The sequence below is a fragment of the Pseudoalteromonas sp. 1181_04 genome, from assembly GCF_052850545.1.
Genome location: NZ_VXCS01000003.1, coordinates 39,258 through 54,191 on the forward strand (window position 1 = coordinate 39,258; position 14,934 = coordinate 54,191).

The 14,934-nt window shown below is 41.6% G+C and carries 12 protein-coding genes; 6 read left to right on the forward strand and 6 right to left on the reverse strand.

The features are described from left to right. Window positions 1–27: 27 nt before the first annotated feature. Window positions 28–1,665 (forward strand): methyl-accepting chemotaxis protein, encoded by a 1,638-nt coding sequence (locus tag FW757_RS02895; RefSeq protein WP_182718307.1) that lies wholly within the window; start codon window positions 28–30, stop codon window positions 1,663–1,665. Between the two features lie 70 nt (window positions 1,666–1,735). On the opposite strand, the gene FW757_RS02900 is transcribed toward FW757_RS02895, so the two are convergent. From FW757_RS02900 to FW757_RS02910, 3 genes are all read right to left on the reverse strand, one after another. Further along, entirely contained in the window at window positions 1,736–3,259 is a 1,524-nt protein-coding gene (locus tag FW757_RS02900; protein WP_182718306.1) for a M17 family metallopeptidase, read from the reverse strand. Between the two features lie 175 nt (window positions 3,260–3,434). Further along, window positions 3,435–4,487, reverse strand: coding sequence for a DNA polymerase IV (gene dinB, locus FW757_RS02905; RefSeq protein ID WP_446440841.1), 1,053 nt, complete (start codon window positions 4,485–4,487; stop codon window positions 3,435–3,437). A 66-nt stretch (window positions 4,488–4,553) separates the two neighbouring features. Then, complete coding sequence (locus tag FW757_RS02910) at window positions 4,554–4,757, reverse strand: hypothetical protein (protein WP_259398497.1); 204 nt, start codon at window positions 4,755–4,757, stop codon at window positions 4,554–4,556. Window positions 4,758–4,903: 146 nt separating this feature from the next. Between FW757_RS02910 and FW757_RS02915 the strand changes: the two genes are divergently transcribed. The 3 genes from FW757_RS02915 (at window position 4,904) to FW757_RS02925 (ending at window position 7,554) form a co-directional block, all read left to right on the forward strand. After that, complete coding sequence (locus FW757_RS02915; RefSeq protein WP_182718304.1) at window positions 4,904–5,335, forward strand: acyl-CoA thioesterase; 432 nt, start codon at window positions 4,904–4,906, stop codon at window positions 5,333–5,335. Window positions 5,336–5,350: 15 nt separating this feature from the next. Beyond that, window positions 5,351–6,403, forward strand: a complete 1,053-nt coding sequence (locus FW757_RS02920) for an aldo/keto reductase (protein ID WP_149981211.1) — start codon at window positions 5,351–5,353, stop codon at window positions 6,401–6,403. A gap of 209 nt (window positions 6,404–6,612) precedes the next feature. Beyond that, on the forward strand, window positions 6,613–7,554 hold the full coding sequence (locus FW757_RS02925) for an ABC transporter substrate-binding protein (protein ID WP_182761539.1): 942 nt from the start codon (window positions 6,613–6,615) through the stop codon (window positions 7,552–7,554). Here FW757_RS02925 and FW757_RS02930 read toward each other — a convergent pair. The 3 genes from FW757_RS02930 to FW757_RS02940 all read right to left on the reverse strand — a co-directional run bounded on the left by FW757_RS02930 (window position 7,493) and on the right by FW757_RS02940 (window position 11,949). Then, window positions 7,493–8,089: a fumarylacetoacetate hydrolase family protein gene (locus FW757_RS02930; RefSeq protein WP_182761538.1), complete on the reverse strand. Its 597-nt coding sequence runs from the start codon at window positions 8,087–8,089 to the stop codon at window positions 7,493–7,495. The genes FW757_RS02925 and FW757_RS02930 overlap by 62 nt on opposite strands. A 121-nt stretch (window positions 8,090–8,210) precedes the next feature. Next, window positions 8,211–10,718, reverse strand: a complete 2,508-nt coding sequence (locus FW757_RS02935) for a glycoside hydrolase family 3 protein (protein WP_446440842.1) — start codon at window positions 10,716–10,718, stop codon at window positions 8,211–8,213. Window positions 10,719–10,734: 16 nt separating this feature from the next. Beyond that, window positions 10,735–11,949, reverse strand: coding sequence for a sugar MFS transporter (locus FW757_RS02940; protein ID WP_259400359.1), 1,215 nt, complete (start codon window positions 11,947–11,949; stop codon window positions 10,735–10,737). A 279-nt stretch (window positions 11,950–12,228) separates the two neighbouring features. Here FW757_RS02940 and FW757_RS02945 point away from each other — a divergent pair, with 279 nt between their 5' ends. Together FW757_RS02945 and FW757_RS02950 are read left to right on the forward strand one after the other, a co-directional pair. After that, complete coding sequence (locus FW757_RS02945; RefSeq protein WP_182794694.1) at window positions 12,229–13,575, forward strand: GH1 family beta-glucosidase; 1,347 nt, start codon at window positions 12,229–12,231, stop codon at window positions 13,573–13,575. Between the two features lie 20 nt (window positions 13,576–13,595). Next, window positions 13,596–14,927, forward strand: a complete 1,332-nt coding sequence (locus FW757_RS02950) for a glycoside-pentoside-hexuronide (GPH):cation symporter (RefSeq protein WP_182784166.1) — start codon at window positions 13,596–13,598, stop codon at window positions 14,925–14,927. Window positions 14,928–14,934: the final 7 nt, after the last annotated feature.

Here is a 14,934-nt window from a genome sequence, read left to right on the forward strand (position 1 = left end):
ACTGCGAGCACTTCTAAAGGATTTTTTATGTCGTACCTACGCCGTTTTACTATTTTTCAGCGCTTAGCTATCTTGGTAAGTTTGGTCGTTGTTGGTTTACTTTTTTTAAGTATTACCAGTTTAACTCAGCAATATAGTTCACTCAAAGCAGGCCAATATACGAAAACAAAAAATCTGGTTGAAGCTGCTTATAGTGTTATTACCCATTATCATTCATTACAACAAAGCGGCGAACTCACCGAGCAACAAGCCCAACAAGGTGCACTAACTACGATAGCTAGTATTCGCTATGACAATGACAATTACTTCTGGATCAATGATTTTCAGCCAGCCATGGTTATGCACCCTTTTAAACCAGAGTTAAACGGTAAATCACTCAGCAACAGTAAAGACCCCGATGGCGTACCGTTATTTGTTGAAATGGTTAAAATAGTTAAGCAAAGTGGTGAAGGTTTTATCCCTTACAAATGGCCTAAACCAGGCAAAGATCAGCCAGTTGATAAAATAGCCTATGTGAAAGGTTTTACCCCATGGCAATGGATAGTCGGTTCAGGTGTCTATATTGATACTATTGATGAGGCTTTTGCCAGCTTACGGAATTTAGTTATTCTCAATGCCGCAGTGATTATTTTGCTATTAATTAGTTTAAGTTACTTAATCGCCAGAAGTATTTTATTACCAACTCGGCTTGCTGCAAATATGATGAAAAGTATCTCTCAAGGTGAAGGGGATTTAACCCAAACCTTAGATGAAAATGGTAATGATGAGGTATCACGGTTATCTCGCCACTTTAATTTATTTACTACCAAAATGCGTGAGTCACTTAAACAAGTGGCAAATAATGCCAATGATGTTAACCAGCATGCCCAAACAGTGGATGATGCGAGTAAAACCAATCATTCTTTTATTGAACTGCAAAACGATAGCTCAACGCAAGTCGCTGCAGCAATGGAGCAAATGACCCACCAAATTCATGATGTAAGTCGCAATGCCGAAGCGGCTGAACAAGCCGCTAACCAAGCCGCGGTGAATGCATCTGAAGGTAAAGAAGTCGTTGCTAAAACAATCCAAGCCATAGAAACACTGTCCAAAAATATTGAGATTGTGAGTCAAGTTACCGCTGATTTAGCTCAAGAAAGTAATAATATAGGATCGGTACTAGACGTGATACGCGGTATTGCGGAGCAAACCAATTTACTGGCACTCAATGCTGCAATCGAAGCGGCACGTGCTGGCGAACAAGGCCGGGGGTTTGCCGTTGTAGCTGATGAAGTACGCACTCTTGCAAGTCGCACAGGCAAGAGTACAGACGAAATTCAGGCGATGATAGCCAAATTACAAAAAGGCGCAAAGGCGGCCGTAGAGGCGGTAACAGCTAGCCAACAATTATCCACCAGCACAGTACAACAAGCCGGATCTGCCAATACCTCATTAACTGAAATTGAACGTCTGGTGTCAGTGATCACCGATATGAATGGTCAAATAGCCCGTGCGACTGAGCAACAATCAAGTGCTGCGGATGAAGTCAATTTGCGAATTAATGAACTATCGCAATCAACCGAACAGTCTCTGGCCAATACATCACAACTTTCTGGTGCGAGCGATAATCTTAAACACAGTAGCCAACAGCTAACTGATGTGGTTAATCGCTTTAAATTAGATTAATTAACAAAAACAAATTACAAAAAAGCCCCGTCATTTTATATAACGGGGCTGTTGTATTTAATACTGCTTATTATAAGCAGTAACGAGCAAATAAACTGCTTAGGCCTGCTGCAGTTGGTTTACCGTGCTGCCAATCACCACCTTCAACACCACTACCGGCAATATCCATATGCACATAAGGTAAAGGCTGTGCTGACTCACAACCATGCTTATCAAGGCCACCAACAATAGCTAAAAATGCCATAGGGAACTGATGACCACGTGCGGTAACTGCTGATGCTGCATTGTTACTTGATAATACGTCATCAGCTAAAGTACGCGGTTTAATAAAATCATAGTCTTCGCGACGGCTGCGAGAAACTTCTGCACCATCAGCCCATAAGTCACCACTGTCAGCCAGCTTACGAGAAATATTAGCCGCACGTGCAGGGCCATTTTCAACGTATGCACTGTAAGGTCCCATTGCACGAGCTGCATGTCCGGTTAAGGTTGCGACCGTAAAGATTTCAGGATTAACTTCTCCTTTTGCTAAATCTTTCATCTCGCTGAGTAAATCCCCCATAGCTAAGCGCCCTTCTGCATCCGTATTACCGATGCGAACACGTACGCCCTCACGGCTAGTAATAATTTCATCTGGTACAAAACAATCAGAACCAATTGAGTTACGAACTACCGCTAAGTATGCAATAACTTTAACGCCTTGTGGTTGAAAGTCTGCCACTGATTTCATAAAACCAGCAACAGAGGCTGCGCCGCCTTTATCACGGCTCATACCGGCCATATGCCCGCCCACTTTCAAATCGGCACCACCGGTGTCATATACTAAGCCTTTACCGACAAACATTAAGGTACGTGTTACTTCGCCCTCTGGTACATATTCAAGTTTTACAACCCGAGGGTGATGACGCTCAACCGCATATGAAGCGCGAGCTACGGTACTCATCATCGGGTACTCTTTATCAATCGTGGCAATATCTGCAATCACTGCAACATTGACCTTGCTGCCTTTAAATAAATCCACACAGTAATCAGCAAAACGTGGTGGCGCCATACGCTCAGGCTCAGTGCCACATAAATCACGAGCAGCATACTGCCCTGCGGCAATGGCATTCACTGCTTTAATTGTTTGCTCATTAGCACCAAACAAGGCTATTTGAGTGATCGGTTCAATGCTTTCGCCATGAAACTCGCGCGCCTCAAGCGGCTGCCACAACGCTTGGCAAGCACCAAGATAAGCAACTTCTAAGGCATACTGATAACGGCTATCTTGGCTTGCTTGTGGTAAGTAAATAGCAGGTTTTGTACTGCCTGATGCTTTAGCTTCATTAATAGCCAATTTAGCTGCATCAAAATAACGACGTACATCGTCATAATCACGATTTAATGGACCTGTCGGCGCTAAAATCACCCGTTTAGAATCAACAACAAGCAGCGTGACTTGCTTACCAATACGTGCATCAACCGCCATTTGCGCTTTAATAGCTTGGCTTAGATTCGGATCGTCTAACTCAGAAAAATTATCGGCAATAATAATAAGCGCATCATGTTTTGCGTTATCTAATTGCGGGGCTGCAACTGCGTGAGGATATGCCATAAAAAAAGGTCCTGTTGTCAAAAAACGTAGGAGCTTATTATCATTGATTTAAATAGCTATTGCCAGCAATGTACGACGAGCTAACATAACGCTGGCAACTTGGAGTTACAGTGTAAAATAAAGCAGTTACTCACTGCCCACTTATCGTTGATTGAAGCAAATAGCGCGCAGTATCTTAGTCTAATATACTCAGCTGTACATGTTGCTGCGGTTCATTTTTAACACCGACCCCTACACCGAGTAACCGCACTGGCTGCTGCAAGCCACGTTGATATGCTTTGCTCAGCAGCTCAGCCAAGATAGTTTCATCAAGTCGGTGGCAAGTTTGATCGGCCGATGTAACCACAAAATTAGCAAACTTCACTTTGACACTGAGTTTATTTATACGTTGCTCTAATTGCTGCTTTGTTAATCGACGTTGAAGCTCAGCCAATAATATTGGCAATTGATCTAAACACGCTTGTAAGCTGGTTTTATTATATTCGTAGGTATGCTCAACACTGAGCGATTTACGGGTACGTTCTGTGGATACTTTACCAATATGTAAACCGGCACATTTTTGATACAGCGAGACCCCAAAGTTACCAACGTGTTGCTGCATCCAATTAACCCCTTTAGCGCGCACATCAGCACCGGTGTATAAGCCTTTTAAATTGAGTTTTTCAAGGGTAACCTTACCGACCCCGGGTATTTTACCCAAAGGTAATTGCGCTAAAAAGTCATCCACTTGCTCAGGCAATACTACAAATTGACCATTCGGTTTATTTTCATCACTGGCAATTTTGGCAATAAATTTTATCGGCGCAATTCCAGCCGAAGCAGTTAAACCGGTGGCTGCAAAAATATCGGCGCGAATCTGCTCTGCCATTAAGGTCGCACTACCATGGCATGCATTACTGTCAGTCACATCAAGGTAAGCTTCATCTAAAGAAAGAGGCTCTATAAGATCGGTATAGTGCTTAAATACAGCACGAATTTGCGAAGAGGCTTGTTTATAAACTTGCATACGCCCTGGTACAATCACTAAATCTGGGCATAATTGTTTAGCACGGTAGTTAGACATCGCAGATCGCACACCGTATTCGCGGGCGATGTAATTTGCTGTAGAGAGCACTCCACGGCGACTATTGCCACCAATTGCCAAAGGTACATTAGCAAGCGCGGGGTTATCGCGCATTTCGACCGCTGAGTAAAAGCAATCCATGTCAATATGAATAAACTTTTTCATTCCTCAAACCAAGCACTGTACAAATGAACAGTTATTATTCATTAAGTTTGATTTATTAGCAAGTCATCAGCTCGATGATTCTTGCTGTGAAGATTTTTTACGATTAAATAACCTCGCACCGAATAACCAAAAAGCACCTTCTAAAATAAAACCAACTACGATTAGTATCACCATCCCAGAAGCATTGCCCATCGCATAACAAACTAATGCCAAACAGATCACCACCAGTAGCGCTAAGCGTTTCATTATTTTTGCTGTCACTGTATTCATAATTAGCTCCTTTAAATCAGATTAAAGTATTCATTTACGTAACCGTGAACTACTAAAACTAGCACATTTTCACTGTTTTCCTAATTATCTTGAGCTAAACAGCACCAATTGCTAATCTACGTTTTTACTTTAAAGAGCTGTCGAATATGCAATCATTCATAGAACAACATCCTATCCATACAGCAATTAATGTTGCTTGGGGAGAAATGGATGCCTTACAACATGTCAATAATGTGGTGTATTTTCGTTATTTTGAAACTGCTCGAATTGATTTTTTTAATCAAATAAATTTACTCGAAGATTTACAAACAACAGGTATTGGTCCTGTGATCAGTGAAAATAACGCGCGTTATAAACGCCCTGTCACATTTCCTGATACAGTGTTGGTAGGCGTTACCATCAGTGATATTCAAAAAGACCGTTTTATGATGCACTACAGAGTATTTAGCCAAGCGCAAAATGCCTTGACTACATTAGGGTCATCGCAAGTGGTGATGTTTAATTTTAAAACGGGTAAGAAAGCACAATTAAGTGAGCCATTATTGGCTGCATTACATAAGTACAGCCGAGAATCATAAAAGTAAGGAATCATTATGCGTTACAACCCACTTGGTAGCAGTGGTCTCAATGTGTCTCGTGTATGCTTAGGCAGCATGACGTGGGGCGTACAAAATAATCAAGCAGATGCTGATGAGCAAATTGCTTATGCCTTAGAGCATGGCGTAAACTTCATTGATACTGCAGAAATGTATGCCATCCCTCCCACTCCAGATACGTACGGAAAAACAGAGCAAATTATCGGTAATTGGTTAGCGCGTAATCCAAGTAAGCGAGACGATATTGTGCTCGCCACTAAAATTGCTGGCAATGGCCTAGCTTGGATACGCGATGGCGGCGATATTACTCGTCAAGCAGTCGTTCATGCAGTTGACGAGTCATTAAAACGCCTACAAACCGATGTAATTGATTTATACCAACTACATTGGCCGAATCGTCAATCACCGCACTTTAGCAAACAATGGCCAGGTATGATCCGTTTTAGTGACGCCAATACAGAGCAACACACAGCGGGTATGCTCGATATTCTTGAAGGTTTAAACGACTGTGTTAAAGCTGGTAAAATTAAACATTGTGGTCTCTCTGACGACACGCCATGGGGTATTAGCCAATTTTTACGATTAAGTGAACAACACAATTTACCGCGCATGGTCTCTATTCAAAATGAATTTAGTTTATTACACGCTAAAGATTGGCCTTATCTAATAGAGCAATGTATTCACGAAGATATTGCTTATTTACCTTGGTCACCCTTAGCAGGCGGTATGTTAAGTGGAAAATATTTAAATGGCGCACGTCCCGATGGTAGCCGCTGGACACTGGTGCAGCGTAATGGTTTATTCCGTGACACAGCACAATCGCAACAAGCAATCAGCCACTATGTTGAAATTGCCCAGCAATACCAAATAACCCCAGCACAATTAGCGCTTGCATGGTGTGACCAAGTTGATGGTGTTACTTCTTCAATTATTGGTGCAACCAGCTTAGTACAACTAAAAGATGACATTGCCGCGTTCAACATCGAATTAAGCGAACAAGCTTTAACTGATATTGGTAATGTATTTAAGCAATACCCAATGCCATTTTAATCAATAAAGCCCAATCATTATCAATGCTTGGGCTTTCCACCAGATTAAAACACTTGAAAAACAACCTACTCACAAATAGTGAATCAAAAAAACACCACTACAGCATTAAAAAATTAACTTAATGCAATAATTTACCATCCTTTAGTAGCGCAAAATATTAGTTATTGTATACTCGATTTAAATTGTTAGCGGATAAAGTAAATATAGCTATGCGTATTGTCTATTACTTCGTTACATTATTCTCTTTTTTTTCAAGCACCTATGTACTTGCTAATAATACCGATGAAGTAACTCACATAACTTGGCTCCAAAGTGATGCGGCGCCTTTTCATCTGGCTAAAACAGCGCAAACTCCAGATGGAGGCTTATGTGATTACTTAGTCGAACAGCTCATCATTGAGTTACCCGATATAGAGCATACCCGCGAAATGTTGCCGCAAAAACGTATAGGCAAGTACCTCGATGAAGGTCAACAAGCATGTTACCCTTGTATGATCCACCGTAAAGTTAACACCCCCCGAGTGATCTATTCGGTGCCAACAACGGTGTACCCACCATTTGCTATCATTGCCTCAGCTAAAACAGCGAAAGTAATTAGCCAACAACACAGTTCACCGATAAATTTAGTTAAACTACTGACAGATAATAAATTTATTTTTGGCCAATCCGCTGCGCGTAAATTTACTCCAGAGTTAAATACCATCGCTCGAAATACTAAAAGCGACCAACATACATCATTAAGTTGGAACAGTGAAAACGAAAGCAGCTCGGTGATCAATCGGCTCAATCATGGGTATATTGATTACACTATCGACTATCCTTTTTTAGCCGATTACTACAACCGCTTCAGCGAATTTGATAATGTAGTAACCTTACCTATTGCCGATCACGCCGATAAGCTGGTTTTAGGTGCGATTGGCTGCTCAACCAATGCCCCTAATAATTTTGCTAATAATGCCTTAAAAAAAATAAATCGAGTGCTAACAAATAGCATACTGCCGTCTGCAAAGTACCAGCAAACACAGCGTGTATTGCTTGAAAATACCTTTGCGGATTTTGATCAACAATATCAACAACAGATATTAAAACTTACTCAGCCAACCACTCTTGCTGAACCAATAAGTCTGAGCCCAAGTGTAACTGAGCAATAAATGTACTTCCTGCGTTCACAGCTCCTACTCCTGCAGGTGTGCCAGTCATAATAATATCGCCATCAATTAAAGTCATAAACTCACTAACTTGGGCTGAAATAACCGCGGGTTTATAAAGCATTAACTCTACGCCGCCTTGTTGTCGCACCTTATTATCTATCAGTAAGGTTAAACTTAAATGCTCAATAGCTTGTTCGTCTATTTGTACAAACTCACTAAACAATGCAGAGCCATCAAAGGCTTTCGCGCGTTCCCACGGTAAACCGCTGGCTTTTAATTTACTCTGTAAATCTCGCTTAGTTAAATCCAGTCCCACCGCCACAGCAGCTAAACAGCCATTGTTAACTTGAAAACAAATTTCAGTCTCAAAATGTAATTGCTCATCCTTATGAGTACACATTAAGGTATTTGTTATCGCGCTTGGCGGCTTTAAAAACACCACCATTTCGTCTGCCACTTGATTACCAAGCTCAGTAATATGCGCAGCATAGTTACGACCAATACAAATGACTTTTGATGGATTCACTGGTTTCATTTCGATCTTTCCTATTCAATAAAAAGCAGCCTAGACTACTTTTTATGACGTTTATTGGCAATTAATTTCGTATTGCTATTTATCTAGATCGATGTCAGTGGTGTTAAGCCTAACAAAGGCATTACTGGCATGAAATAACCTCAGTAGATACATGCTCGCTGGTGATGTTGAGTTTCGCAATCGATACCTGCCATGGCGCAGCTGTACTTAACTGCCAAGGTGAGAATACTTGCCCTAAATTAACACCTTGCTGTGAAAAACACCGTAAATCAATGCTTAAAGTCTGCCATTCATTGGTTGCATTTAGCTGCTTAGCAATATCCAATTTACCTTGGCAATCATCACCACATTGCATACCAAGCCAAAGCGGGGCATCGGCACTTTGCTCAACCTTAATTTGCATTTGTAACTGCCCTGCTTTTTCAACAAACGAACGTAAATCAGATGGGAATGCCGCACTTAAACGCACTGCTGCTAGTTCATCGCCGCTGAAGGTAATTGCACGCGCATCTTCTTGAACGTCTTTATCAAAGGTTTTAACGCTAACAGCTCCGATTGATTCGCGACTACTTGCCATCACTTTTTGCTGCTCACCACTTTGTAAATGCAGACTCCATGGCGCTTTAACCGCGCGCTCAAACAAGACTAAATCATCAAGCTGTTGTGACGTTCCCATTTGTTCAACAAGATCATCTTGTAAGGTGTTTTTATCTGAATAAGTTAAGCCAAAACCATACGGTAATAATGGCGAATAATCTTTATCACCACGATTTTCGTTATCAACTGGGTTATTCGGCCAAGAAAACGACAGCTTGCCTTTAAAATCATGATTTACTGAGCCATCTACATTTGCAAATAACACATCGCTAATTGCATCCCCTTCGCTACCTGGCAACCACGTCGCAACAAACGCATCACTGGCATTAAGCTCTGCGTTTACCCACATTGGGCGGCCGCTAATAAATAACGATACAACGGGAATACCGGCTTGCTTGAATTTTCGCAGTAGCGCTAAATCCGTTTTATTACCCCGCTGATATTCAAGATTATCTAAATCCCCATTGCCTTCTGCGTAAGGTTGCTCACCAAATACTACAATAGCGACATCTGGACGAGTATTGAACTCACCGTTTAAGTCATACTGAACTTGCCCGCCCGCTTGCTTAACAGTGTGTTCAATACCATCCAAAATCGACGTGCCACCTGGAAAATCGCTATTCTGATTCCCCGTACCTTGCCAAGTAATGCTCCAACCGCCAGATTGCATACCGATATTATCAGCACCTAGACCGGCTACTAACACATTTGCTTTTGGCGAAAGCGGCAGTAACTGTTGTTTGTTTTTTAGGAGTACTAAAGATTCGCGAACTGCTTGTTTTGCGATTTTACGATGTTCAGCACTACCAATGACCTCTGTTTTTCCTGAAAGTGGACGATTTGCAGGACTTGGTTTTTCAAATAAACCCGCACGCATTTTTACTCTCAGAATACGCGTTACCGCATCATCAATTCGTGATTGCGCAATTGTGCCATTGTTAACTTGTGCGATAAGGTTTTCATAAAGTGGCTTCCATGCATCAGTAGGCACCATGTATACATCAAGGCCTGCATTAGCGGCTTGTGCACAGTTTCCATTGGTACAACCAGGAATTTGTCCATGACCATTCCAATCACCCACAACAAAGCCATCAAAACCCATTTTGCCTTTTAGCACATCAGTTAAGAGATATTTACTGCCATGGATTTTTTCGCCATGCCAGCTATTAAACGACGCCATAACTGTTTGTGCTCCAGCACCTAAGCCTCCCACATAACCTTGCGCATGAATGGTAAATAACTCTGCTTCGCTGGTAATATTATTACCTTGGTCATCACCGCCTTGTGTACCACCATCACCAATAAAATGCTTAACCGTACTGATCACCCGTTTATCTGATAAAAAGTCTTGATCAACTGCGCCTTGTAAGCCTTTTACTATTGCGGCTGAGTAATCTCTAACAATTTGTGGATCTTCTGAATACCCTTCATAAGTACGGCCCCAGCGGTCATCTCGTACCACAGCAACGGTAGGTGCAAACACCCAATCAATACCGGTTACCATCACTTCTTGGGCGGTCGCTGCAGCAATTTTTTCAATCAACTGTGGATTGTTAGCCGCACCTAAACCGATATTGTGCGGAAATAACGTCGCACCAATAACATTATTATGACCATGAACTGCATCGGTTCCCCACATAGTTGGGATACGGCTACCATCAAGGGAATCATCTACTGATGCTTGGTACATTTTTTCGGCTAGTTCAATCCAATCAGCAGCCGTGGCATGTTTATTATTATTAGGAAAAGCCCCACCGCCATTAAGGTAAGAACCAAAACCATATTGACGCATATCTTCCACTGTAATATCGCGAATTTCAGGTTGGATCATCTGGGCTACTTTTTGCTCTAAGCTCATTGAGCCGAGCAAGTCAGCAATTTTTTGCTCCATATTGGCATCGTCTTTAACACCGCTTTTGATCATCGGCCAAATCTCATTGGTCGCTGCTGTTTGTTCTGATTGCGAACAGCCATTCATCGCCATTGCTGCAATCATCATTACCAAAAGAGTACGTGGTTTTGTTATTGTCATGTTGTCCACCTAGTTATCAATGACGAGTTGAAGTTGTTACTTTTGAGCCAAATAGCGCAAAGTAAGTAATATATAAATAGCAGCCGATCGGCAGTAATAGTGCTAATTGCACACCAAAATTGTCAGCTAGGACGCCTTGTAATAATGGAATAATTGCACCACCGACAATGGCTAAGCATAAAATACCTGAACCCTGAGAGGTATATTTGCCAAGGCCTTGTAGGGCTAAACTGAAGATGGTTGGGAACATAATTGAGTTACATAGTCCGACCAACAAAATAGCCCACATTGCTAATGCCCCTTGTCCTGTCATCGCCATTAACACCAGTACCACGGCAAGTAATGCATGACATGCCAATACCTTACCTGCATTGAGTTTTTGCATGATGGCAGCACCAATAAAGCGTCCTATCATGGCGCCCGCGAAGTAATAACTAATATAATGTGCGGCTTGCTGCTCAGTAAAACCCGCAATATGGTCTAAGGTTAAAAAGCCTACTAAAAAGCTGCCGATTGCGACTTCAGCACCGACATAAACAAAAATGCCAATGGCTCCTAAAATTAAATGGCGATACTGCCAAACACTACCTAAATCAATAAAGTTCTCAACATATTGATTTTCACTCTCAGCATCAGCTGCTTTGCCAAGTTTAGGTAATTTTAAAAAAGCAAAAATCACCGCAAGTACCAGCAAGCTTGCTGAAAGCATTAAATAAGGAAGTTTAACTTGCTCTGCGGTTGCTTGGCTGACTTCAGTTAGAATAAGCCAGCCACCAAAGATTGGCGCAACCGTAGTACCTAACGAATTAAATGCTTGGGTCATGGTTAAACGCGACGACGCTGTTTTTGCTGCGCCAAGTACACTTACGTATGGATTGGCTGACACTTGTAAGATGGTAATACCCGAAGCCAGTACAAATAGCGCCAATAAAAATAGCTCATAAACATGCGCTACGGCTGCGGGATAGAATAATGCACAACCAACCGCTGCTACCACTAAGCCCACCACAATGCCAAATTGATAACCTATTTTACTCACCAACTTACCAGCGGGTATCGACATCACAAAATAAGCCCCAAAGAAACAAAATTGGATTAGCATCGCTTGGGTATAATTGAGTGAAAACATCCCTTTTAAATAGGGGATCAGAATATCGTTTAGACACGTAATAAACCCCCACATAAAAAATAAGGTGGTCAACGACGTTAAAGCAAACGTTTGTTTGCCCATTGGTTGTAGGCTATGTTCATTCGTTGCCAAATTGTGTGTGACGTTTGCCATATTAAACTCTCTAATTATTTTAATTATCAGTTCGTTACGTTTATTAAAGTACTTTTTCATTACTTAAAAAAAGCAAATAATAGTTGCAACATAAAATGTAAGCGCTTACATTTATATCATATAAATCAAAATTAGCAATTTATTTACAAACATTCTGCAAGCGCTTCCATTTTTAATAACTATGCTGTGCTTAATGTAAAAGTAATTGCCAAAACTGAATGTTAAAGGATGCACCTAATCGTGTTTAAAACTATTTCTCTGCCGCCTAGCTCTGCGCTACTTAAACCTCAGTTTACCTTTGGTGTAGCCACAGCCTCATTTCAAATTGAGGGAGCTCGCAGCGCCCGCCTGACATCTATTTGGGATACTTTTTGTGACCAGCCAGGAGCTATCACCGACAATAGCAATGGCGATACAGCCTGTAACCATGTTGAACTATGGCAACAAGATATCGCAATGATTGCTGACTTAGCCGTTGATGCGTACCGATTATCAATTTCATGGCCGCGCGTATTGCATCAAGATGGCAGTATTAATCAGCAAGGCATTGGCTTTTATCGTGATTTATTAACGGCTTTAAAAGCACGCAATATCAAGACCTATGTCACCTTATATCACTGGGATCTACCCCAGCACTTGGAAGATAACGGTGGCTGGTTAAACCGTGACACCGCCTATGCATTTGCTCACTATACTGATTTAGTTACCAAGCAGTTGACAGGTTTAGTTGACTCTTATGCGACTTTAAATGAACCTTTTTGCAGTGCCTATTTAGGCTATGAAGTGGGTGTACATGCCCCCGGTATTAAAAGCCAACAAGCAGGTCGTCAGGCGGCTCATCATTTATTGTTAGCCCATGGTCTTGCCATGCAAGTACTGCGCGCCAATTGCCCTAATATAGAAGCTGGTATTGTTCTTAACTTCAGCCCAGCTTATCCACTGACAGAAAACGATACACAAGCAGCATTATTAGCCGATCAATATCACAATCAGTGGTATATCAAAGCAGTTTTAGAAGGTCAGTATCCGGCGCTTTTAAATAGCCTCAGTAGTGAAGTGCAACCCCATATAGCTGCTGATGATATGGCGATAATAAGTCAAAAAATCGACTTTATTGGCGTTAATTACTATACCCGCATACACTACAAAAACACTGATGATAACTGGTTTGCCGAAGCACAAATCGACAACATAGCTGTGACTGACATGGGCTGGGAAGTCTATCCACAAGGTTTAACTGAGTTGTTAGTATCATTAAATGAGCTATACCAACTACCTAAAGTTTATGTAACTGAAAATGGTGCGGCCATGGCAGATACACTACGAGATGGCCAAGTACTCGATACAGAGCGTGTTAGTTATTATCATACCCACCTCAATGCAGTGCATGACGCAGTTGAGCAAGGAGTTGATATACAAGGCTATTTTGCATGGAGCTTAATGGATAACTTTGAATGGGCATACGGCTATGAAAAACGCTTTGGTCTCGTTTATGTTGATTATGAAAACCAGCAACGCATACTAAAAGAGAGCGCAATACAATATCGCGCATTGCTCACACAGCGCAAAAAATAATAACAACATGAGTGCCAATTATGCTAACTAGAAAAGAAAAAATAGCCTATGGCTTAGGTGATACTGCAAGTAACATCATTTTTCAAACCGTGATGCTATTTTTAACTTTTTTCTATACCGATATATTTGGTATTTCTCCGGCCATCGTTGGTACTCTGTTCCTAGTGGTGCGAGTTATTGATGCAATCACCGATCCGTTAATGGGGGCGCTCACCGATGCAACCCGAACCAAATATGGTAGTTATCGGCCTTACCTATTGTGGCTCGCGATCCCGTTTGGGCTGGTTAGTGTAATTACTTTTACCACACCAGATTTAAACGCGACAGGAAAAGTCATCTACGCGTTTGTCACCTATACGCTATTAATGCTGGTTTATACCGCAATTAATATTCCTTATTCAGCTTTGGGTGGAGTACTAAGTCACGATCCGAGTGAACGCGTATCCATTCAATCTTATCGTTTTGTATTTGGTATGCTCGGTGGCTTACTCGTCAGTGCTTGCACATTGCCATTAGTAAGCTGGTTTGGTAAAGGCGATAATGCTCTTGGCTATCAGCTTACTATGATACTGATGAGCTGTTTCGGTGTGATATTATTTTTGTTCTGCTTTCGCTTTACTAAAGAACGCGTGGTTGCACCACAGCAACAAACCCTTAGCCTCAAAGCACAAATGGCAACGTTGTGGCAAAACGGTCCTTTTAAAATACTCTGTGGTGCTGCCATTATGCTGCTCACGAGTATGGTGCTGCGTACGACTTTAGCAATTTATTACGTAAAATATGTTCTTGGTGAAGCCGACTTAGTTACGCAATTTGTTACCTTGGGAATGATCGGTAATATTCTTGGCTGCGCCTGCGCACAACCACTGAGTAAACGGGTTGACAAAAAAGCAGCATATATATATCTCCAATACATCTCTGCGGCCATAAGCTGTTTTGCATTTTTCTTATCTGACGACCAATTAGTGCTCGCGTTTGCAGTCTATTTTTTATGGTGTTTTTTCACCCAAATGGCAACTCCATTGTTATGGGCAAAAATGGCAGATGCAATTGACTACGGACAATGGCAAAATGGCCATCGGCTAACTGGCTTGGTCTATGCAAGCGTGGTGTTCTTTATTAAACTAGGCCTGGCACTGGGCGGAGCTATTGCTGGTTGGTTACTGGCTTACTATGGCTATCAAGCTAACACTGAGCTTAATGAAGCAACTAAAGTCGGTATTTTAACCTCGTTTACACTGTTTCCTGCAATTGGTAGTGTACTTGTCGCGTTGATCATGAAAAGGTATATTCTTGATAATAATACCTTAGAGAAAATAAACGCTGATTTAGCCCAAAGAAGTAGTACTTAACAAGGAA

Excerpts from the sequence above, each read along its gene's own strand:
- FW757_RS02910 (WP_259398497.1), bottom strand. The coding sequence starts at position 4,757 with ATGAATACAGTGACAGCAAAAATAATGAAACGCTTAGCGCTACTGGTG.
- FW757_RS02915 (WP_182718304.1), top strand. The coding sequence starts at position 4,904 with ATGCAATCATTCATAGAACAACATCCTATCCATACAGCAATTAATGTT.
- dinB (WP_446440841.1), bottom strand. The coding sequence starts at position 4,487 with ATGAAAAAGTTTATTCATATTGACATGGATTGCTTTTACTCAGCGGTC.
- FW757_RS02930 (WP_182761538.1), bottom strand. The coding sequence starts at position 8,089 with ATGAAACCAGTGAATCCATCAAAAGTCATTTGTATTGGTCGTAACTAT.
- FW757_RS02935 (WP_446440842.1), bottom strand. The coding sequence starts at position 10,718 with ATGACAATAACAAAACCACGTACTCTTTTGGTAATGATGATTGCAGCA.
- FW757_RS02950 (WP_182784166.1), top strand. The coding sequence starts at position 13,596 with ATGCTAACTAGAAAAGAAAAAATAGCCTATGGCTTAGGTGATACTGCA.
- FW757_RS02900 (WP_182718306.1), bottom strand. The coding sequence starts at position 3,259 with ATGGCATATCCTCACGCAGTTGCAGCCCCGCAATTAGATAACGCAAAA.
- FW757_RS02940 (WP_259400359.1), bottom strand. The coding sequence starts at position 11,949 with ATGGGCAAACAAACGTTTGCTTTAACGTCGTTGACCACCTTATTTTTT.
- FW757_RS02920 (WP_149981211.1), top strand. The coding sequence starts at position 5,351 with ATGCGTTACAACCCACTTGGTAGCAGTGGTCTCAATGTGTCTCGTGTA.
- FW757_RS02925 (WP_182761539.1), top strand. The coding sequence starts at position 6,613 with ATGCGTATTGTCTATTACTTCGTTACATTATTCTCTTTTTTTTCAAGC.
- FW757_RS02945 (WP_182794694.1), top strand. The coding sequence starts at position 12,229 with ATGCACCTAATCGTGTTTAAAACTATTTCTCTGCCGCCTAGCTCTGCG.
- FW757_RS02895 (WP_182718307.1), top strand. The coding sequence starts at position 28 with ATGTCGTACCTACGCCGTTTTACTATTTTTCAGCGCTTAGCTATCTTG.